Origin of the sequence: Streptomyces sp. URMC 126 (genome assembly GCF_051386555.1) — a bacterium.
Classification (GTDB): Bacteria; Actinomycetota; Actinomycetes; order Streptomycetales; family Streptomycetaceae; genus Streptomyces.
Genome location: NZ_JBPQTX010000033.1, coordinates 20,598 through 36,913, shown reverse-complemented (window position 1 = coordinate 36,913; position 16,316 = coordinate 20,598). Strand labels below are relative to the sequence as shown.

The 16,316-nt window shown below is 71.1% G+C and carries 21 protein-coding genes; 8 read left to right on the top strand and 13 right to left on the bottom strand.

Features of this window, described 5'->3' with window-relative positions; translation table 11 throughout:
* Window positions 1-164: 164 nt before the first annotated feature.
* The 12 genes from ACSNOK_RS06860 to ACSNOK_RS06805 form a co-directional block, all read right to left on the bottom strand.
* Entirely contained in the window at window positions 165-1,676 is a 1,512-nt protein-coding gene (locus tag ACSNOK_RS06860; RefSeq protein ID WP_436779676.1) for a LacI family DNA-binding transcriptional regulator, read from the bottom strand.
* Window positions 1,677-2,036: 360 nt separating this feature from the next.
* On the bottom strand, window positions 2,037-3,044 hold the full coding sequence (locus ACSNOK_RS06855) for an AAA family ATPase (RefSeq protein WP_436779672.1): 1,008 nt from the start codon (window positions 3,042-3,044) through the stop codon (window positions 2,037-2,039).
* Window positions 3,041-3,931: a bifunctional DNA primase/polymerase gene (locus ACSNOK_RS06850; protein ID WP_436779671.1), complete on the bottom strand. Its 891-nt coding sequence runs from the start codon at window positions 3,929-3,931 to the stop codon at window positions 3,041-3,043. Before ACSNOK_RS06850 ends, ACSNOK_RS06855 begins: the two co-directional genes overlap by 4 nt.
* A gap of 91 nt (window positions 3,932-4,022) precedes the next feature.
* Window positions 4,023-4,367 carry a hypothetical protein gene (locus ACSNOK_RS06845; RefSeq protein ID WP_436779670.1) on the bottom strand — a complete coding sequence of 115 codons (345 nt, stop codon included), beginning with the start codon at window positions 4,365-4,367 and terminating at the stop codon, window positions 4,023-4,025.
* Window positions 4,364-4,984, bottom strand: a complete 621-nt coding sequence (locus ACSNOK_RS06840) for a hypothetical protein (protein ID WP_436779669.1) — start codon at window positions 4,982-4,984, stop codon at window positions 4,364-4,366. The genes ACSNOK_RS06845 and ACSNOK_RS06840 overlap by 4 nt, the downstream gene beginning before the upstream one ends.
* Before the next feature lie 93 nt (window positions 4,985-5,077).
* Window positions 5,078-5,314: a hypothetical protein gene (locus ACSNOK_RS06835; RefSeq protein ID WP_436779668.1), complete on the bottom strand. Its 237-nt coding sequence runs from the start codon at window positions 5,312-5,314 to the stop codon at window positions 5,078-5,080.
* Between the two features lie 25 nt (window positions 5,315-5,339).
* Window positions 5,340-5,534: a hypothetical protein gene (locus ACSNOK_RS06830; RefSeq protein WP_185944337.1), complete on the bottom strand. Its 195-nt coding sequence runs from the start codon at window positions 5,532-5,534 to the stop codon at window positions 5,340-5,342.
* Window positions 5,535-5,551: 17 nt separating this feature from the next.
* Window positions 5,552-5,803 carry a hypothetical protein gene (locus ACSNOK_RS06825; protein WP_436779667.1) on the bottom strand — a complete coding sequence of 84 codons (252 nt, stop codon included), beginning with the start codon at window positions 5,801-5,803 and terminating at the stop codon, window positions 5,552-5,554.
* Between the two features lie 139 nt (window positions 5,804-5,942).
* Window positions 5,943-8,075, bottom strand: coding sequence for a cell division protein FtsK (locus tag ACSNOK_RS06820; RefSeq protein WP_436779666.1), 2,133 nt, complete (start codon window positions 8,073-8,075; stop codon window positions 5,943-5,945).
* A gap of 80 nt (window positions 8,076-8,155) precedes the next feature.
* On the bottom strand, window positions 8,156-9,319 hold the full coding sequence (locus tag ACSNOK_RS06815; RefSeq protein ID WP_436779675.1) for a hypothetical protein: 1,164 nt from the start codon (window positions 9,317-9,319) through the stop codon (window positions 8,156-8,158).
* A gap of 68 nt (window positions 9,320-9,387) precedes the next feature.
* Window positions 9,388-9,693, bottom strand: coding sequence for a hypothetical protein (locus tag ACSNOK_RS06810; protein ID WP_436779665.1), 306 nt, complete (start codon window positions 9,691-9,693; stop codon window positions 9,388-9,390).
* A gap of 88 nt (window positions 9,694-9,781) precedes the next feature.
* Window positions 9,782-10,165, bottom strand: coding sequence for a hypothetical protein (locus tag ACSNOK_RS06805; RefSeq protein WP_436779664.1), 384 nt, complete (start codon window positions 10,163-10,165; stop codon window positions 9,782-9,784).
* Between the two features lie 331 nt (window positions 10,166-10,496).
* Here ACSNOK_RS06805 and ACSNOK_RS06800 point away from each other — a divergent pair, with 331 nt between their 5' ends.
* Window positions 10,497-11,285 (top strand): GntR family transcriptional regulator, encoded by a 789-nt coding sequence (locus ACSNOK_RS06800; protein ID WP_436779663.1) that lies wholly within the window; start codon window positions 10,497-10,499, stop codon window positions 11,283-11,285.
* Window positions 11,282-12,046, top strand: coding sequence for a glycosyltransferase family 2 protein (locus ACSNOK_RS06795; protein WP_436779662.1), 765 nt, complete (start codon window positions 11,282-11,284; stop codon window positions 12,044-12,046). The genes ACSNOK_RS06800 and ACSNOK_RS06795 overlap by 4 nt, the downstream gene beginning before the upstream one ends.
* Here ACSNOK_RS06795 and ACSNOK_RS06790 read toward each other — a convergent pair.
* On the bottom strand, window positions 12,036-12,776 hold the full coding sequence (locus ACSNOK_RS06790) for a GntR family transcriptional regulator (RefSeq protein ID WP_436779661.1): 741 nt from the start codon (window positions 12,774-12,776) through the stop codon (window positions 12,036-12,038). The genes ACSNOK_RS06795 and ACSNOK_RS06790 overlap by 11 nt on opposite strands.
* Window positions 12,777-12,856: 80 nt before the next feature.
* Here ACSNOK_RS06790 and ACSNOK_RS06785 point away from each other — a divergent pair, with 80 nt between their 5' ends.
* The 6 genes from ACSNOK_RS06785 to ACSNOK_RS06760 all read left to right on the top strand — a co-directional run bounded on the left by ACSNOK_RS06785 (window position 12,857) and on the right by ACSNOK_RS06760 (window position 16,237).
* Window positions 12,857-13,144, top strand: a complete 288-nt coding sequence (locus ACSNOK_RS06785) for a hypothetical protein (RefSeq protein WP_436779660.1) — start codon at window positions 12,857-12,859, stop codon at window positions 13,142-13,144.
* A gap of 11 nt (window positions 13,145-13,155) precedes the next feature.
* The gene (locus ACSNOK_RS06780; protein WP_436779659.1) at window positions 13,156-13,464 is read left to right on the top strand and encodes a hypothetical protein; all 309 of its coding nucleotides are present in this window, start codon (window positions 13,156-13,158) and stop codon (window positions 13,462-13,464) included.
* 97 nt (window positions 13,465-13,561) lie between these two features.
* Window positions 13,562-13,768, top strand: coding sequence for a hypothetical protein (locus ACSNOK_RS06775; protein ID WP_436779658.1), 207 nt, complete (start codon window positions 13,562-13,564; stop codon window positions 13,766-13,768).
* Window positions 13,765-14,541 (top strand): GntR family transcriptional regulator, encoded by a 777-nt coding sequence (locus tag ACSNOK_RS06770; RefSeq protein WP_436779657.1) that lies wholly within the window; start codon window positions 13,765-13,767, stop codon window positions 14,539-14,541. The genes ACSNOK_RS06775 and ACSNOK_RS06770 overlap by 4 nt, the downstream gene beginning before the upstream one ends.
* Window positions 14,510-15,097 carry a hypothetical protein gene (locus ACSNOK_RS06765; protein ID WP_436779656.1) on the top strand — a complete coding sequence of 196 codons (588 nt, stop codon included), beginning with the start codon at window positions 14,510-14,512 and terminating at the stop codon, window positions 15,095-15,097. Before ACSNOK_RS06770 ends, ACSNOK_RS06765 begins: the two co-directional genes overlap by 32 nt.
* A 408-nt stretch (window positions 15,098-15,505) precedes the next feature.
* Window positions 15,506-16,237 carry an FkbM family methyltransferase gene (locus ACSNOK_RS06760; RefSeq protein WP_436779655.1) on the top strand — a complete coding sequence of 244 codons (732 nt, stop codon included), beginning with the start codon at window positions 15,506-15,508 and terminating at the stop codon, window positions 16,235-16,237.
* Window positions 16,238-16,316 lie beyond the last annotated feature (79 nt).

Below are 16,316 nucleotides of genomic sequence, written 5' to 3'. Positions count from 1 at the left end.
TCGTTCGGGACGAAGAGGTCGTGGGTTCAAATCCCGCCACCCCGACTTGGTTGCACCAGGTCAAGGCCCTGATCTTCAGTGAAGATCAGGGCCTTGACTCGTTTTGGAGATCGTCCGGGAGAAATCCGGGAGAAGATCTTGGTTCTCGCCTTCGACGTCCTCCCTTACCGCCGGGACCGGAGCAGCCGATCAAGAACCCCCACGGGAGAGCGGGGGTTCATGGCCCGCCGCGCGTCGAGTGATGCGTGCCACAGCCGCGTGAGTCCCTCGCACAGTCGCCGCCGCATCTCGGGCGTGACGTGGGTGTAGCGGGCCGAGACCGAACCGTCGATGTGGCCCATCCGCTCGTCGGCCAACGCCTTCTCCGTGTTCAGGAGCCCCTTGTCCTCCATCCACGTCCGGTGCGCGTGCCGGAGACCATGCGGAGTGAGGCCCTTGGCGATCGGTACCCAGCACGCTTCCGCACGAGCCGCGGCTCCTCGGCCTCGCGCCGGCACCCCCGGCCAGGGTTCCGAGAGCAGAGGCACCGGTCGTGCCTCCTGCGGCGCCTTCTTCGGGTACCACCCCTCCGCGGCCGGGCGGAACAACCACGTTGCGAACCCGTTCCGCCGCCAGTGAGCCGCGTGCCCTTCCGGTACGCCGCCGCGAACGAACCCGAGATCGGCGATCGCCTGCTCCACCCGGAGCCGCGTCGGCTCGGTGACCCGGTCCGGACGGTTCAGCACGTTGGACACCGTGCCCGTGGACACGCCCGCCCGCCTGGCGACGTCCACCAGCCTCGCCCCGGAGACACCGTTACGGGCCAGCCCCTGCCCTCGGAAGACGTACACCCTGTTGTGGCACTGGCAAGGCTGGGCATCGGTAGCCGCTATGTGATCCAGCACCAGGCCCGAAAGCCACCTCGGGACATCGATGTCCCGGTAGCTGTCGTCCTTCGGCGGGCACCGCACCAGCTCCCCCGTGTCGAGCTCGTACAGCTGCCATTCGATTCGGATCGACTCCGGACGCACGAACTCCGGCTCAAGGCCGACGATCTCGCCCCACCGCTTCCCCGTATACGACTTGAGGACGGTGGCGACGAACTCGTCGTCCCTGCCCGAGAGCAGCGCAGCCCGTTCGGCCACCAGCAGGGCACCCAGCGGATCCGTCACGACCTTCTCCGGACCACGGTCCCGTCCTCGGCCGGCGCGCTTTCCGCGGCCCCTCCTCCTCGCCGCCGGGTTGGAGTTGATGAGTTTCTCCTCCACCGCGTCCTCAAGAATGAGGTGCAAGGTAGCGCGCCAGGTCTTCACGCTCGACGCCGCGTAGAGAGCGCGCTCAGCCTTCTCCCAAGCACTGACGTGCGACCGCTGGATATCGGCGAGCGCCTTCTCCTCGAAGGTGGGGAGCAGGTGCTCCTCGATGTGGTGCCGGTAGTTCTGCATGGTCGAAGCAGCGAGATCCTGCTCGGCATACCAGCAGCTGACGTACTCGGCGAATGTGATCCGCCCCGCCGCCGGATCTCGCCAGAAGCCCCCTTGTACCTTCGCCTCTTCGAGATTCGCGGCCTTCTCCGCGTCCCGCCTGGTCTCGTACTTGATCGTGTTTCCGGCAGCATCCGACACGGTCCCGTACTTGCCGGGTGCGATCTTGAAACGACCGCGCCAGTACGTCCTGCGCTTTTCAGCGAACCCCACTGCCACCCGCCTCCGCCGACGAGGGAGCCGACGCCCGCTCACCGCGCCCCCGACGCGGAGGCCTGGCACGGAGCCGAACGGTAGGGAGCGTCGGCTCACTCTGCGCCCGGGAGGCCCGGGTCGCTCCCCCGAGAACCGGCCCCTGGGCTACGAGGGGCCGCTCCTCGAGGACCCTCAGAATTTCCGTGTACTGCTCCGCCGTGAAGCGATAGGAGCCACCCGCCCGCGTGAAGGGAACACGGCGTCTCCGGGCCTGCTCCTTCACCCACCATTCCGAGCACCCCAGAGCCTCTGCGACCTCCGAGGGCCGGTAGAGGTGAGGCAGCGGGACAGCAGTGACACTGTGACGGCTGTGACTCGTCATGCCAGCCCCCCGTTCTCGCCGGGAACGACGTAACCCCCGGCCTCCCTGGTCAGCTGGACGTCGTTGGCCATCCGGGAGCAGGTCTGCCGGACGAGGGCGGGGTCGAGGCCGGTGCCCTCGGCGATCTGCTTGGGTTTGGCGCCGGGGTGGTCGCGGACGTAGCGCAGGACGGTGGCGCGGGTGTCGCCGATGGTGTGGGTGGTGGCCGGGCCTTCGAGGAGTTGCCAGGCGCCGGCTTCGGCGTGGAAGCGGAGGGCGTACTCGGCCTCGTCGACGTCGCGGCCGGTGACGTGGAGGACGCCGTCGGCCTGGCCGCGGGAGCGCTTGAGGACGAGGGTGGCGTCGGCGGCGCCGGCCAGGCCGTTGGTGCCGGAGACCTCGGCGAGGAAGTCGTCGGAGCCGGCCTTGCGGACGTGGTGGACCAGGACCATGGCGATGCCGTAGTGGTCCGCGATCCGCTTGGCGTGACCGACCGCGGCGTAGTCGGCGTCGTAGGCGGAGGTGCCCGGGGCGGACGGGCCGCGCATCTTCGCGAAGACGTCCACGATCACCATCCGGGCGTCCGGGTTGCGCTCCACCCACTGGGCGATGGCCTCGTTGCCGCCCTGCGGGAGGGGCGGGCAGGAGGTGGCCAGCGTCAGCGCGGCCGGCGCCGGCTCGCCGCCGAGGATCTTCCGCATACGGGTCTGGAGGCGGCGCGGGGTGTCCTCCAGCGCGAGGTAGAGCACCGGGCCGCCCTCCACCGGGACGGTGTCCATCGCCTGGCCGCCAGCGGCGACCGAGAGGGCAAGGCCCAGGGACAGCCAGGACTTGCCGACCTTCGGCGGGCCTGCGAGGAGGTTCACGCCCTCGGAGATGATCCCGGGCACCGCCCAGCGCGGCTCGGGGAACTCCGCCGCCATCAGCTCGTCCGCCGTCCAAGCGGTGCGGATGCGCTGCTGGGCGGGCTGGAGGGGCTGCGGCTCCGCGTGGGTGGAGTAGAGGTGCGGCAGGGGCTCGGTCATGCCGCCCTCCTCGCCACGGTCCGCGGGCGGCGGGCGCCGGCCTTCAGGCCCGAGGCGATCGTGCGTCGGGCCTCGCGGTCGCCCTGGCCGACGCGGAGCGCGGCCACCACCAGCCACTCGGTCACCTCGGCGGCGCTCAGTTCTCCGCCGGCGACGAGCTGCCCGAGGGCGACAGCCGCGAGGTAGAGGGCGTTGTTGTGGCCGTGCGCCGGGGAGTTGGCGACCTTGGCCAGCTCGCCGTTCACGGCCGCCTTGAGGTAGCCGCTGCGGCGGTCGGAGCCGAGCGTCACGGTCACCGGCTTCTGCGGGGGCAGGGTCGCCGGTCGGAGGAGGTCGAACAGCCAGTGCGGCAGCGGGGCCGGGTCGATGTCGACGACGCGAGTGTACGGCTTGCCGTTGACGGTGCTGCCGGCGCCGACGACGCAGCCGCCCGCCGCCCGGGTGTCGATCTTCCACCCGAGCGCTCCCGCGGTGTTGCGCAGCTCGACGCCCTGCGGCGCGGCGAAGTAGAGGTGGATTCCGCCGCCGGCCGTCCGGACGGTGTGGGTGTCAGCGGGGAACGGCTGCCCGTGCTCCGACGCGAGGTGGGACAGCGCGTCCGCGCCGGTGGTCACCCTCGGCGGCGTTCCGGCGGGCGGAAGGTCCTGGCCGTGCTTGGGCACGTCCAGGTCGATAACGACCAGCTTCGACGGGCCGGTGGCGATGCCGATGTTGAAGGGGGACGCGGTCCAGCAGCGGGAAATGTGCGTGACATCGGTCGTCGCCCGCCGCTCCCACGCTCGCACCGCCGGGCACTTGCCACCGCGTCGGATCGGGAAGACCCTCCAGCCGCGCTCGGCCGCCGCAAGAGCGGCGTCCAGCAGCGGACGAGAGCTGTTCTGAGGCATGCTGGTGACACCTCCTGTGTCGTGGTTGGGATGGGAGGCCGGGGCAGCGGGCGTCCTTGACCCGTCGACCGCTGCCCCGGGATTCGCAGACCTACGAACGGCTCCAGGCCAGGTAGGCGCGGCGGACGTACTCGCGGTGGTCGTCCGCGGTGACCAGTTCGAAGCCCCTCGGGCTCAGCCCCTCGTGCGTGGCGTCGTAGCGCACCAGCTGGAGCGCCGCGTCGGCGGCGGCCTCGATCGCCGGCGCCGCCACCTCCGGGGCGTAGCTCGCCGCCTCCTTGAGCGCGATGCGGTCGAACACGGCGGCCTTGCGGAGCCAGAACTCACGGTCCGGCTGCGAGCCCCGCTGCCTCGCCACCCAGCCGGTCTCGGTGATGATGCTGGGGGCGTCCGCGTACGCGGTGGCGGGGTCGGGGGCGGGCGCTTCCGTGGTCACCAGGTCTCCTCGTCGTTCCTGCTCGTGGTCATGAGGGCGAAGTGCAGGGCGCTCTCGGCCTGCTCACCGAAGGCGTACGCGGCGTCGGCGAGCCCCACCGCGAACTCGTCCGCCCCGCAGCGCGGCTCCGCCCGAGCCGCGTCGGCCTCGTCCTGGCGCTGCAGGAGCACGCGGCGCAGTTCGACGAGTCGGAGGCCGCCGTACCACCCGCCCAGGAGGCCGGTCGGGTCGGGCAGCCCCGTGGCCGGCAGCACGTACCGGCCTTCTTCCCGCCGCAGTTCGGCGCGGTGCGGGCGTTCGCCCCGGAGTACGTCCAGCGCCGCCGCACCCGCACCATGGGCGTAGGCGAGGGCGGTGTTCTCGTACAGCCGCTTCGTGCGGTTCTCCAACTGCCGGTAGACGTCGACCAGCTCGCACACCGCGGCGTCGTGCGGGCGGAAGAAGGGCACCTCGGGGGCGTTCAGCTCACCGTTGACGGGAAGCAAGCGGTGCGGGTCGACGCTCCAGGCGGCGACGCGGGCCGCGTCGTTGGCCATGCGCAGTTCCCTAGCCGCCGCGCCGAGGGCGAAGACGCTCTCGGTCAGGCTCTGGAACCAGGCAACAGCAGGCTTGGTCACGAAGGGTCCTCCCTGCTCGTTCGGGCCGGGCTGTCCGGTCCTCCGCACGGCCTCACCTCCGGCAAAGGGGAGCCGAGGCCGCACGGGGGGCCGTCAGCGGAGGGCGTACCGGCTGGTGTCGCCCTCACCGGCAGCGTCCAACAGTGCGCGGAGGTCGCCGCCGACCGCGGCGAGGCGCCGCTCGATCGCCTGCCAGGACTCGGGGTCGATGGCCATCAGGGCGGCGATGGCGACCGGTCCCTTACCGCGTTCGAGTGCGCTGAGGACGTCGCGGAGTTCCGCGGCGGCCATCAGGGAGATGCGGGGGACGGTGGTCCGGCACTCGCACATGGTTGTCTCCTTGTCGGTTGGTCGGTCACTTGCCGAAGTCGCGGACCGCGCCGCTCAGGGCGGTCATGATCTGGTCGATGGAGCCGGCCGCGCCGGTCCGGGAGAGGTAAAAGCCGAAGAGGACGGCCACCACGGCGGCGCCGATGCCCAGGGCCTTGAAGCGGAGGAGCAGGGCCAGGAGCACGCCGAACAGCGCGAGGGCGGAGATCGACACGAACACGGTGAGCTCCTTCGGAGTCAGCGGGTGCCGTCGCGGTGGACCCGCGAGACGAGGTTGTAGAGGTGGCGTCCGACGCGGACGCGCTTGCCGTGGCCGCGGCAGCGGCGGCAGTCACGACCGCGACTGATCCGGCCGCGGCGGTTCTTCCGGACCTGGAAGCCGAAGCCGTGGCACTTCCGGCAGGTGCCGAGGGGGCTGACGGCGCAGAGCGCGGCATAGCACAGCGTGATGAGGAGCAGGACGGGGAAAGCGGAGAGGGCGGAGCTCATCAGGGGCCTCCCGGGCCGGTTCACGGACGTGTTCGGGGAGGGCCGCTAACCGCTAGCGGCCAGGTCACAGCAGGTTTCGGGTGCTAGCGGGGCCGCTAACGTTAGCGGGGTGCGCTGCTAGCGCCCGCGGCCCCGGCGGTCATCCCGCTTCCTGCCTTCCGTCACGGTCGGCGACGGCTTCGGCGATGGTGGCCCGGACGATGCCGCGCCGGTTGACGACCTTGCCGTTGAGGCGCCGGCCGATCTGCACGGTCTCGATCCCGAAGGGCTTGAGCGCGGCGGTCAGTTGCTCGGCGGCCCAGCCGGCGTAGACGTCGGGCCGCAGTTCCTCCAGGCGGCCGACGACCGTCTCGTTCCAGATCTTCGGCTCGTTCGCGGGGACGACGGCGAGGATGTCGCGGAGGAGGTCGAAGGCGGCGACGGCTTCGGCGACGGGGTCCGCGCCGAGGGCGTGGCCGGTGAGGGTGCCCGCCGCCTCCCGCAGCGCGTACGCGCGGGCCACCACCGCGTCGGCCGTCGGGGCGTCGATGTTCGCCGCGCCGACGATCCGGGCGTCGGCGCCTTCGCCGACGAAGTAGTGGATGCCCTTGTCACCCCACGCGAACATCGTCGCCCGGACGCCCCGCTTGTACGCGGAGGTGCCCAGCACCATGTCGTTCTCCATCTGCCCCATGACCTTGAGGCACCACCGGTTGGAGGCGTTCGCGGAGATGCCGGTGGGCAGGGACCGCGCGTCAGGCCGCTGGGTGGCGAGGAGGAGGGTGATGCCGAGGGCGGGCCCCCGCTTCACGAGGTCCGTGCAGATCTCCTCGAACTCCTTGCCGTGCTTGGGGTGCTCGAACCACACCTGGCACTCGTCCGCGCCGATCACGATCGGGTGCAGGCCCAGGGACTTGTTGTCGGCGAGCTCGCTGGTGACCTTGGACTCGGGGCAGAGGTCCCGCGGTAGATTGCGGATCACCTTCGCCCGGCGGCGCAGTTCCTCCCGGATGCCGCGGAGCACTGCCAGGGCGTATTCGATGTCCTCGTCCTCGTCGCCGGCGCGGTAGCTGTGGGCGACGCGCTCCAGCGGGCCGAGGTCGCCGGTTCCCTTGAGGTCGAAGGCGTGCAGTGCAGCGCGCGGGTCCAGGGCAGCGATGAGCAGGAGCAGCCGGAGGAGGAACGTCTTGCCCATGCGCGGGATGGCGCCAATGATCCCCGAGATGTACATGAGGGTGACGTCGACCCAACGGCCGCGCTGGTCCGTGCCGTACGGAGCAGGCTTGAACAGGTCCACGGCGCCGCTCTCCAGCAGCGGCCACGCCGGCTTCTTCGCCTTCGACATGTCCTGATCGCCGACCCACAGCACGAGCCGGCCGGTGTGCTCCTCGGGCACGGCCTCCGGCCAGACGCAGCCGAGCGGGCGGCGCAGGCCCGACGCGAGCCGGTCGCGGCGGTCGATCACGTCCGTGACGGTCACGCCGTACGGCAAGTCGCCCTCGGCCCGCCAGCCGGGGCCGTCCCTTGTGATGGGGGCCGTGAAGACGAAGCCGTCCTGTCCCTTGCTCTGCGCCTGGCCGATGGCCGAGATGCCCAGAGCGCCGAGGGCCCGCAGCACGATGTCACTGGTGAGCTTCTGCGTCTTCGGCGTCTCCACGGCGCGGGTGATCATCGGGGCGTCCGCCGGGGTGCCGAAGTGGCCGAGCGCCAGCGCCAGGGCGCCGAGGGAGACGGCCTGGAGCCAACCGGGGGCCAGCACGTACAAGGCCAGCGCGGCCCCCAGGCCGACGAGCGAGGCCAGGACGGCGACGAGCGTCCGCAGGCGCACCCGGCCGTCCCGCTGTCGGCAGAGCTTGAGGTACTCGCCGACGTCCTCCCGCCGCACCGCGGCGAGCCGGACCGGCTCCCCTTCGGCGTCGGACACCCATCGCATCGCCCCGCCGACGAAGCGGGCGGCGCCGCGTGGCGCCTGCAGGGTGAGGCGCGCGGCGTACACCGGGGAACGCCAGAGGTGGTACGCGGCGACGTGGCCGTAGTGGCCGGCGGCCCAGGTCGCGGCGGTCTTCAGCTCCGCCCGGTCGCGCATCCACGACGGGACGATCGGGCGGCGCTTGGCGCCGGTGATCCGTGCCATGAAGCCGGGTGCCGCCGGGGCCGGACCGTCGACCATGACCGTGGTGTCGGGGTCCTGCGTGACCGCCTGGGAGCGGGCGGCGCGGACGTCGTTGAGGTGGTGCACCGTTCCTTCGTCACCGGTGCGCTGATCTCGGCCGTCGTCCTTCTCGTGTTGCACTGCCAGTCCTTCCTTATGGGGCCCGGCGCAGCCCGTCAAAGGGCATGGCCGGACCGGGATTTCCGGGTGCAGGAGGGGAATCAGGAATCAGCCGCGTCGGGCAGGGCTTCCCCTTGGCCGTTCACCAGGGCGAGCTGTCCGGCCCCCGGCCGCCGCCCGCGCTCGGTGTCGAGCTTCACGAAGACGCCGTGTACGTAGCTGGGCGCACGGGTGGCCCGCTTGGCCGTCTCGCGGACGCTGAGCCCGGCGGCCCAACCGCTCTCGATGACCGCTTGAGCGTCGGCGGTGCTCAACTTCGTGGTCCGCTCGGGGACGTCGGACTCCTCGGGGCGTTCAGGTGAACGGTCCGAGCCGTTCACCCCCTGATCAGCAGAGACCTCCGTGATGTGGGGCAGATGCGGGTACCCCTGCCGGCGGATCGCTTCCGTCGCCTGGCGCATCTGGTCGCGCACCTGGGCGGCCAAGGCCGACGCGGCGGGGTCCGGCGCGGAGTCGGCCCACGGCGAGGGGAGTTCGACGGTGGCCAGCCCCGCCGCGTGACGTCGGGCGGCGAGCTGTTCGAGGAGCCGGCGCCGCTGCCCGGCGTCGACGCCCACGGACGCCCGCGCCACCGCCACCGCGAGCCGCCGGTTGAGCCGCCGGCCGCGCCGCGTCGTGCGCCTTTCCGGTGCCGTGTCGGCCAGGCGGGCGGCGAGAGCGACCGCCCGCGCGGTGGCCCGGTCGCGGGTGATCTGCGCCGCGTCGCGGTTCCGCTCGGCGACGCCGAGGTGCGAGAGGAGCCGTTCCCGCAGTTCCTTGCCCAGCACCGCGACAAGACCGTGGGACTTCGCTTCCGGCCGGCGGTGGCGGAGCTCGATACCCATCGCCAGGTGCCAGAGCATCGCGGCCATGACCGGACCGACGAAGGCCCGTACGGTCCCGCCGACCGTCCCGGATTCGGCGTACGCCGGGATGACCTGCACGCCGGTGATCACCCAGACGAGCACTCCGGGGGCGCCGGGCGCTCCCGTGGGCCCGTTCAGATTCTGCCGGGCCATGAGCGCGGTGGCGAAGAGGGCGAGCTCCGCGGCCGCGAACATCGCCGCCCGCTCGGCCGCGCTCCCCATGTCGAGGTAATCGGCGGCGAACCGCCAACTGGTATCGGCGCTGTAGGCCGTGCAGCCGGCGGCGGCCAGCGCGGCCACGACCACGGCGGCCGAACCGCGCTTCCGGCCGGCGCGCCGACCGCGCAGCCCCCGCCACATCAGCCAGACGGCCGGGACGGCGGCCGCGGAGCCGGCGGCGGGAGCCCAGGAGGGCAGGGACGCGATCATCACGCCGCCCTCTTGGCCCAGTTCGGCCACGCGTCGATCTTCACCCGCCACAGAGCGGTGCTGTTGAGGTGGGCGGCGTACAAGGCGTCCTCCGCCGCGACCTCGTCCGTCTCACCCAGCTCCAGAAGCTCCGTGAGGACGGACTCGGCCACCGCCAGGCGGGCCGCCCGCTCCTCGGCGGTCTCGCCCGGGACGCCGTGGAAAAGCTCCCTGAAGCCCGCCGGGGACGGCCGGCTCCCGGAGAACGCCCGGCCCTGTACCCGTAAAACCTCGTTGACCTGCTGGTCTTCTATGTACGAACGCATCGTCTCTCCTGCGCCGTCGGTGGGATGGAGAGCCGGGCGGTGAGCCTCCGTTGACCCGTCGATCACCGCGCCGGCCCAAGTCGGGCTGTCAGACGCGGAACCGCCGGGGCCGCACGAGGCGGAGCAGGAACCCGTAGAGGTACGACACGGCCATGTAGCCGCCGAGGCTCGTCAGGCCGACGACGAGCCAGTCCGCGCCGAGCCCGTGGACGGTGTTGCCGCCGAGGTACGCGACGAGCAGGGCGAGGACGAAGGCGGTCACGGCCCCCACGGCCCGCCTGGTCGTCATCGGCTCGGACCGGCGGGCCACCATTTCGACGTCCTTCGGCTCGACGAGCCGGACGCCGCCGGTGACCTGCAGGGCCACGAGGTTGCCGGTCGGCTGGGCGGCGATGCCGGACACCGTGCCGAGCGTCTTGCTGTCGCGGTCACGGACGACGTCACCGATCGAGAGCTTGATCGCGCGCTTCATCTGGGTCCCCCCATGGGATCAGAGGCCGGAAACCGGAGGCGGTACGTGCCGCACCGGTGCGGTTCCACCGCGGCTCGCCGGCAGGAACACCGGGGAGACGCGCCCCTCCGGCACCGCCGCCGCTGGTGACGGCGCCGAAGGGGATCACTCGTCGCCCTGATGCGCGAGCCGCGAAGCAGTCGTCACCAAGGCGGAGCAACTCATCAGGAGGTCTTGAGGAGAACTCCTCTTTATGAGTTGCGTTGACTATGGCGGACGCCCACCGACTCGTCAAGACCTCTTGATGACTCGTATGCTGAGGGCCATCGCACGACGGGATGGGTGAGCACCAATGGCCAAGGCGTACGAGCGCATCGCGGACGACCTCCGCCAGTCCATCCGCGCAGGTGAACTCGCCCCCGGCGACCGGCTGCCCTCGGAGGCGAAACTCGCCGAGCGCTACCGCCGGAGCGTGCCGACCGTCCGGGACGCTCTCCGCCTCCTCCAGGCCGAGGGGCTGATCGACAAGGAGCACGGCCGGGGCAACTTCGTCCGGCGCCCGCGCACGTTGGTGCAGCGCTCGAACCTCCGCCACCAGTGGGAGAAGGACCGGGTCCGCGAGCCGGAGGAGAAGCGCGCGGAGACCGGAGCCACCGAGCACGACACCGGCCTGGAGCTCCCCGACCTGGAGTTCCACGCGGCGTACCGCGAGATTTCGGCCGACAAGGAGCTCGCGGAGGCGTTCGGCGTCTCCGAGGGGACGACCCTCCTGGAGCGCACGTACCGCACCCGCTACCGGGCCGAGAGCGCTCCCTTCACCCTCGTGACCTCCTACCTCGTCCGCGACATGGTGGCGGCGAACCCGGCCTTGCTGGACGCGGCGAACGAGCCCTGGCCGGGCGGCACCCAGAACCAGCTGTTCACGGTGGGCATCGAGCTCGGGCGCATGGAGGAACGCGTCACGGCACGCCCCCCGACCGCGGAGGAGGCGGAGGAACTCGACCTCCCGCCCGGGACCGCCGTCCTGGTCCTCCGGAAGACGTCGATCGACGTCGACGACCGCCCCGTTGAGATCTCCGACGTCGTCCTGCCCGGCGACCGCACGGAAATGCTCTTCACCACTCCCCTGGAAAGGTGGTGACCGCCGTGCGCCGGCTCGTCATCATTACGGCCATCCACGCACCCGCCGCTCCCTACCTGGCGGACGCCTACAAGTCGCTCTGCGCGCAGGAGCTCCCGGACGACTGGGAGTGGCACTGGGTGATCCAGGAGGACGGCACGAGCGACGCGGTGGCCCCGCACATACCGGACGACCCCCGCGTCACCTTCAAGCAGGGCCGGCCGGGCGGTCCGGGCGTCGCCCGGATGATGGCCCTGGCGCACGCGGACGGCAAGTACGTGAAGGTGCTCGATGCCGACGACCAGTTGACGCCGGGCGCCCTCGCCCGCGACCTGGCCGTCCTCGAAGGCGACCCCACCCTCGGGTGGACGACGTCCCGCGTACTGGACCTGCTCCCCGACGGCTCGACGTTCGGCTTCGACCAGGACCCGGACGAGGGGCCGATCGAGCGCGGCGAGGTGCTGGAGCACTGGCAGGCGCACAACTACCGGGCCCAGGTGCACCCGGCGACCCTGTTCATCCGCCATGATCTGCTGCTCGCTCTCGGCGGCTGGATGGCCCTGCCGGCGTCCGAGGACACCGGACTCCTGCTCGCCCTCAACAGCGTGGCCCGCGGCTACTTCACACGCGAAGTCGGCCTGCTCTACCGCAAGTGGCCTGGACAGGCGACGAGCCAGGCGACCCACACCGACGCCGGCGAGCGCGACGCCCGCATGGCCGTCATCGAGGCCCGCGCCCGGGCCCTGTCGTACTCGAACTGGCGCTACCCGGTCACCGGCTGACCGGCACCTCGTACACGATCTCGCCGAACGACACGGGGACGACGATGTCGGCGGTCTCCACCGGCCGTCCGTCGTCGCCGTAGTACGTCCGCCGGACGCGGGTGACGAGGGACCCGCGCTGCACGCCGAGGAGGTTCGCCTCCTCGGCGGTGGCCTGCCCCGCCTCCACCGCTTCCTCGGCGTGGCTGACGGTGATCCCGATCTCGGCCATGCGGGCGGGCACGCCCTTGCCCGCCAGCGGCCCGCCCTCGGGCAGCACGACGATCGTGCCCCCGGTGAGGCTGTAGGGCTCCCAACTGGTTATGAGCTGAGCGGGCCGGCCATCGATCATGAACTCGTAGGCGGTGCGCACGCACAACTCGGCGACGTCGATGCCCAAGCGGGCCGCGATGTGGGCGGGCACCGGCACCTTCGCCTCGCTCTGGCTTTCCCAGGTGGCCCGTGGGCCGAGCCCGAAGCCGTCACCAGGTTGTCCGTCGCGCCACGCCGAGCGCAGTAGGCGGGCCCGCTCCCGCGGCTTCGCCACGTACGTGCCCGAGCCTGCGCGCCCCTCCAGGACGCCCTGCGAGATCAAGAGTTCCTGCGCCCGGCGGACGACGTTCTCGCCGACACCGCATTCCTGGGCAATCTGGGCTCGGGACGGAAGACGCGCCCCGGGGGTCCACTCCTGATCCGCGATGCGCTGCCGAAGCACGTCGGCGATGCGGAGGTAAGGCGGCTGCTCACGCATGTTGGAAATCTAGTCCACTAGCTCTAATCTAGTTAACTAGCATCACGCCGTGTAACTTCGCTGTGACGGAGGACCGCCTTGTGCCCTCACCCGAAGCTCGTGCCGAAGCGCTCGCACGCCGCTTCGCCGCCGCCGGCCTCGCGCCCCGCAAGAAGGACCGCGGCAACCACACGCGCATCGAGATGAAGATCCCGGACTCGGCGACGCGCTCACGCCAGTCCTGGCAGGAACTCCTGACGCTGCTCGGAACGGCCGACTGGTTCGGCCTCGCCAGCAGCCGGCGCGGCCTCGTCGCCTGGGCCGCCGTCCTCAAGAACCCCCGTCCGGCGGCGAAGTCCGCCCGGGGCCCCCACCGCGATCAGCCGTAAGGAGCTGACAGGTGCTCGAACGACTTCGCGCCGCCTTCGCGCGGGCGCGGCAACGGCTGTTACCGCCGTCCGGCTCCGCCGGAACTCCGGGCCACCGCCTGGCCAGTCCGGCCGAGGAACAGGGAAACGCTCCGGCGGGCCTCCCGCCGCGGAAACCGCCTCAGGGTGCGACCGCCCGCGCGCGGCCCTGCACGCGGGAGATCGTCCTCGCCCGTCCCATGCTGCCGGTCACGCTCGGCGGTGCCCAGCCCTGGTCGAAGCGCTACCGGGCCACGTTGCTGGCGGCCCGGTGCGACAACGCGCCGGAGGCATGCCGATGACGCCGCCGAACCATCAGCCGGCCGCCTGGCCGCACCGCTCCTTCGCCTGCGTGCCCGTCCTCCCCGGCAAGGCGCGCGGGACCGAAGGGGGCACCACGTGAACACCGTGTACACGCTCCTGGAAGTCACCGCGACGACGGTACGGCGCGGTGACCTCATAGAGATCGGCCGCAAGCAGTTCAAGGTGCGGAACCTCGTCGACGTGCCCGGTGGCGGCAGGCGCGTCTATTTCGGCTCCGGCGAAGCGTTCGTCTTCCGCCGGGGGACCCGCTTGTTCGCGATGCGCGCCTTGAGGACGTGGTGACATTGCCTCTTCGGTACCAGCAGGTCGTCGACGAGCTGCGCTCTCGCATCAACTCCGGCACGTACAGGCTCGGTGAACGCCTTCCCTCGGAGGACGCCCTCGCCGCGGCCTTCGACGTCGGCAGGCCCACCCTCCGGGACGCGTTGGAGGTGCTCCAGGCGGAGGGCCTCGTGAAGAAGCGGCACGGCAGCGGCACGTACGTGACCCGCCCGAAAGTGCCCGTCCGGTACTCCCTTGGCGGAGACACGAGGCAGGCACAGTCCGCCGCCCAAAACGCGATCCGCACGACTCTCAGCGCCACCAACATCAAGGCCAACATGGAGCTGTCAGCCCTCTTGGGTGTCCCGCCGGGCTCCTCGGTGGCCAAATACCGATACCTCAATCGGGAGGGGGAAATCCCGCACAGCGTGGCCCACGTCTACGTACCCCAGTCTGTGGCGCACAGGGACCTGCGGGAAATCCACATGGTCCGCTCCCCGTGGGGGGAGGACGTCCGGCGGCTGCTCGTCAAAGCCGGCGTGCACGTGGAAGGCAGCACGCAACGCCTGACAGCCCGGCTCGCGACGGCGGAAGAAGCGAAACTCTTGCAGGTCACCATCAGGACGCCGGTCCTGTCCATCGAACGCGTCTCCACCGACGCCACGGGCCGGGTGGTGGAGGCCGCGCACCTGGTCCTCCGCGGCGAACGGTCCGAAGCCATGTTCACCACGCTCGCACCCGTGCCGGATGAGGAGGCGACCGATGACGGAACCAGCGATGTCGATGCCGATTAGGGCCGACTCACCGAGGGACCACGGCGCCGGGGCCGGACTCCGGCTGCTGCCCTGGGCCGGCTTCGAGAACAAGCCGCTCTACCTGGTAGGAGGCGGCCACGGCAGCTTCCTCGGCCGCATGGCGGACATGGTCGAGGAGGAGCAACTCGCCTTGGCGGACGCCCTGCTGAACCACGTGGAGGAGATGACGAACCGCCCCGACGGTGGACCGGAGGAGATGCACTACATCGTCAGCCCCTTGGCGATGGCGTTGCGCGACGTCCTCCGGGTGGCTGTCAGCCGGGGAGTACGCCTGACCGCCCGAGCGCACGAGGAACAGGAGGGAAGACCGTCGCTCGCTCCTGCGGACGAGGAGCACTGGGAGGTGACGGCTCACGCCGCAGGTCCCGACCGTTTCCGGGGAACGTGCGAGGACTGCGGCGAGAAGCAGCCGGGGAGCACCCCGAGCGCCAGGCGCGCCCACTCCTGGTTCGTGCGGCACGCCGAGTCGACAGGTGACAGCACCTTCACGGTGCTGGCGTCCGAGACCTTCACCCTGAGCCCCACAGGCAGGTAGGGACGGATCATGACGGGCGGGCCGACTCCCCACGGAGTCGGCCCGCTCGGCTTGTGCGGCCGCATGCACGGTGTCGCGACACGGAAGCCGGCCTGGCACGCCGGTCCCTTGCTTCTTGCACCGACCGGCCCCTGTCTCTGAGCGGCTTGGCACCGTACGGTCGCGCACATGGCCCCTTCCTCAGGAAAGCGCCGTCCACCGTCCGAGACGCATCTGATTCCGCCGCCGTGGCGACCTTTTCTGACAGCAGCTCGCTGCTACGTGCGGTACGGCCCGGGCACCACGCTGAAGCGAGCGCTCCTGCGGGAATGGCTCGACGTCGGGCTCCGAAAAAACCCGGCCACGGCCAAGACGGTCACCACCCAATACGGGTGTCGCATCCGAATCCGCACGACGGAAGACCTCATCATGAGGTCGCTCTACACGTCCGGGTGCTGGGAGCCGGTGATCTCCGCCTTCATCGCCTCACGGCTGAAGCCGGGTGACGGCTTCCTCGATATCGGGGCGAACGTCGGCTACTACACCACCATGGCCTCACGGCTCGTCGGCCCGGACGGCGTCGTGGTGGCCATAGAGCCGGCGCCGGCGCTCCACGCCGAACTGCAGGCGAACGCCGCCCTGAACCACTGCGAGAACGTCCGTCCCGTCCGTGCCGCCATCACCGCTTCCCAAGGCGACGTAATCCTCTACGTCCCCCACGCGGGCAATCTCGGCGCCACGACCATGGTCAAACCGGAGCACCACGAGAGCCGGCTGACCGTCCCCGGCCTTCCCCTGGCAGACGCCGTTTCGACCGCAGAGCTCGCACGGGCCCGCATTATCAAGGTGGACGTGGAGGGAGCCGAGGGCACGGTGCTGGACAGCCTCGCCGAACTCCTGCACCACCAACGCCCGGAATGCGAGATCGTCGTCGAGATCAGCCCGGACCGCCTGGCGGCCGGCGGACGAACAGCCGACGACGTCCTGGCCCCGTTCCTCCACCACGGCCTGCGCCCGTACAGCCTCGTGAACTCGTACATGCCGGAGGACTACCCGGTGATGCTCCGCCGACCGACCGCCCCTGTCCGAATCCGAAAACCGATCACTGCCCAGACAGACGTCGTGCTGTCACCCGTCGACGCGGACGTGCTGCCTCTATGAGGCCGTAAGCAGCTGAAACAGCGGGGGGTGTCACACCGGTCACACTGTCACAGTCACCCGGCCGGGCTCCGGCCACCTC

Excerpts from the sequence above, each read along its gene's own strand:
- ACSNOK_RS06765 (WP_436779656.1), top strand. The coding sequence starts at position 14,510 with ATGACGGAACCAGCGATGTCGATGCCGATTAGGGCCGACTCACCGAGG.
- ACSNOK_RS06805 (WP_436779664.1), bottom strand. The coding sequence starts at position 10,165 with ATGAAGCGCGCGATCAAGCTCTCGATCGGTGACGTCGTCCGTGACCGC.
- ACSNOK_RS06825 (WP_436779667.1), bottom strand. The coding sequence starts at position 5,803 with ATGAGCTCCGCCCTCTCCGCTTTCCCCGTCCTGCTCCTCATCACGCTG.
- ACSNOK_RS06790 (WP_436779661.1), bottom strand. The coding sequence starts at position 12,776 with ATGCGTGAGCAGCCGCCTTACCTCCGCATCGCCGACGTGCTTCGGCAG.
- ACSNOK_RS06835 (WP_436779668.1), bottom strand. The coding sequence starts at position 5,314 with ATGTGCGAGTGCCGGACCACCGTCCCCCGCATCTCCCTGATGGCCGCC.
- ACSNOK_RS06760 (WP_436779655.1), top strand. The coding sequence starts at position 15,506 with ATGAGGTCGCTCTACACGTCCGGGTGCTGGGAGCCGGTGATCTCCGCC.
- ACSNOK_RS06855 (WP_436779672.1), bottom strand. The coding sequence starts at position 3,044 with ATGACCGAGCCCCTGCCGCACCTCTACTCCACCCACGCGGAGCCGCAG.
- ACSNOK_RS06850 (WP_436779671.1), bottom strand. The coding sequence starts at position 3,931 with ATGCCTCAGAACAGCTCTCGTCCGCTGCTGGACGCCGCTCTTGCGGCG.
- ACSNOK_RS06800 (WP_436779663.1), top strand. The coding sequence starts at position 10,497 with ATGGCCAAGGCGTACGAGCGCATCGCGGACGACCTCCGCCAGTCCATC.
- ACSNOK_RS06815 (WP_436779675.1), bottom strand. The coding sequence starts at position 9,319 with ATGTGGCGGGGGCTGCGCGGTCGGCGCGCCGGCCGGAAGCGCGGTTCG.
- ACSNOK_RS06810 (WP_436779665.1), bottom strand. The coding sequence starts at position 9,693 with ATGCGTTCGTACATAGAAGACCAGCAGGTCAACGAGGTTTTACGGGTA.